The sequence below is a fragment of the uncultured Brevundimonas sp. genome (assembly GCF_937863155.1).
Lineage (GTDB): Bacteria > Pseudomonadota > Alphaproteobacteria > Caulobacterales > Caulobacteraceae > Brevundimonas.
On the sequence record NZ_CALMFB010000008.1, the window covers coordinates 1 to 2,320 of the forward strand.

The 2,320-nt window shown below is 67.5% G+C and carries 3 protein-coding genes; all 3 read left to right on the top strand.

Annotation, left to right across the window (positions count from 1 at the left end):
- On the top strand, positions 1-534 hold a 534-nt coding region (locus tag Q0581_RS01000; protein ID WP_298696578.1), incomplete at its 5' end, for a thiamine pyrophosphate-dependent enzyme.
- A 57-nt stretch (positions 535-591) separates the two neighbouring features.
- Positions 592-1,662 (top strand): alpha-ketoacid dehydrogenase subunit beta, encoded by a 1,071-nt coding sequence (locus tag Q0581_RS01005; RefSeq protein WP_349770616.1) that lies wholly within the window; start codon positions 592-594, stop codon positions 1,660-1,662.
- A gap of 1 nt (position 1,663) precedes the next feature.
- A partial coding sequence (locus tag Q0581_RS01010; protein ID WP_298696587.1) for a biotin/lipoyl-containing protein occupies positions 1,664-2,320 on the top strand: 657 nt, incomplete at its 3' end.

Consider the following 2,320-nt stretch of genomic DNA (forward strand, 5'->3'; position numbering starts at 1 on the left):
GCGCCGGTGATCCTGAACATCGTCAACAACCAGTGGGCCATTTCGTCCTTCATGGGCATTGCGGGCGGGCTGGAAACGACCTTTGCGTCCAAGGCCGTGGGCTATGGCCTGCCGGCCCTGCGAGTCGACGGCAACGATTTCCTGGCCGTCTGGGCCGCCACCGCCTGGGCTGAAGAGCGGGCGCGGACGAACCAGGGGGCGACGGTGATCGAAATGGTCACCTATCGCGGGGCCCCGCACTCCACCTCCGACGACCCCAGCCGCTACCGCCCCGGCGACGAGCATGAGAAATGGCCGCTGGGCGATCCGCTGGAGCGGCTGAAGCAGCACCTTATCGGCCTGGGCGAATGGTCGGAAGACCAGCACGCGGCGGCCGAGGCCGAGGCGGCTATGGAAGTCCGCGCCGCCGGCAAGGAATCCGAGGCCATCGGCACCCTGGGTCAGTCGCGGCCCAGCGTGAAGACGATGTTCGAAGACGTCTATTCGACCGAAGACTGGCGTCTGGTCGAACAGCGCCGCGAAGTGGGGGTCTGACGCATGACCGAGCAAACCTTCACCGAGGCCGACCGCACCGACGGCATCGAGCCGGACATGGTCGATCAGAAGAACGCCCCCAAGTCCGACGCCCCGACGGCGCCGGCCGTGGCGCCGATGAACATGATCCAGGCTCTGAACTCGGCCATCGACATCAAGATGGCCGAGGACGGCAACGTCCTGAGCTTCGGCGAGGACGCGGGCTATTTCGGCGGCGTCTTCCGCGTCACCGACCACCTGCAGAAGAAGCACGGCCTGACCCGCAGCTTCGACGCTCCGATCTCGGAAACCGGCATCGTCGGCGCGGCCATCGGCATGGCCACCTACGGCCTGCGCCCGGTGGTCGAGATCCAGTTCGCCGACTACATCTATCCGGCCTATGACCAGCTGGTCTCCGAGGCGGCCAAGATCCGCTATCGCTCGGCCGGCATGTTCACCACCCCGATCACGGTGCGCAGCCCCTATGGCGGCGGCATCTTCGGCGGCCAGACCCACAGCCAGTCGCCCGAAAGCCTGTTCACCCACATCGCAGGGCTGAAGGTCGTCATTCCGTCGAACCCCTATGACGCCAAGGGCCTGCTGATCGCGGCCATCGAGGACGACGATCCGGTCATCTTCTTCGAGCCGAAACGCCTCTACAACGGCCCCTTCGACGGCTGGCACGAAAAGCCGGTCAGCCCGTGGAAGGCCCAGGATCTGGCCCAGGTTCCGACCGGCAAATATGTCGAGCCGCTGGGCAAGGCCCGGATCATGCGCGAGGGCGCGGACGTCACCATCCTGGCCTATGGCACCATGGTCTGGGTGGCCCTGGCCGCCGCCGAACACGCGGGCGTCGACGCCGAGGTGATCGACCTGCGTTCGCTGGTGCCGCTGGACATCGAGGCCATCGAGGCCAGTGTGAAGAAGACCGGCCGCTGCGTCATCGTGCACGAGGCGCCCAAGACCTCGGGCTTTGGCGGCGAACTGTCGGCCCTGGTCCAGGAGCGCTGCTTCTATCATCTGGAGGCGCCGATCGGGCGGGTCACGGGCTGGGACACCCCCTATCCGCACGCCTTCGAGTGGGAATATTTCCCCGGCCCGCAGCGCGTGGCCGACGCCCTGAAAGCCGTCATGTCGGGAGGCCGCTGATATGGGTCGCTACGTCTTCAAACTGCCCGACGTGGGCGAAGGCACGGCCGAGGCCGAACTGGTCGGCTGGCACGTCAAGGTCGGCGACACGGTCAATGAAGACCAGATCGTCGCCGACGTCATGACCGACAAGGCCACGGTCGAAATCACCGCCCCCGTCAGCGGCAAGGTCACCGCCCTGCACGGCGAACCGGGCCAGATGCTGGCCGTGCGCGGCCCGCTGGTGGAATTCGAGGTCGAGGGGGCGGGCAATGCGTCCGAAGCCGACACGCCCCCCACCCCGGCTTCGCCGGTACTCCCCCCAGCGGGGGGAGATCGCGCCGCTTCAAATCCTCCCCCTTTGGGGGAGGGGGACCGCGTAGCGGTGGAGGGGGCGGCCACGCCCGCTGGCGCCAACTATGTCTTCAAGCTTCCCGACGTGGGTGAAGGCACCGCCGAGGCCGAGCTGGTCGGTTGGCACGTCAAGGCGGGCGACACGGTCGCCGAAGACCAGATCCTGGCCGACGTCATGACCGACAAGGCGACGGTGGAGATCACCAGCCCCGTTTCCGGCGTCGTCGTCGTCACCCACGGCGAGGCGGGCCAGCAGATCCCCGTCGGTGGGCCGCTGGTCAGCTTCAAGGTCGAGGGCAAGGGCAACATCGCCCCCCTCCCCCTC

Coding starts and splice junctions, on each gene's coding strand:
- Q0581_RS01005 (WP_349770616.1), top strand. CDS start 592: ATGGTCGATCAGAAGAACGCCCCCAAGTCCGACGCCCCGACGGCGCCG.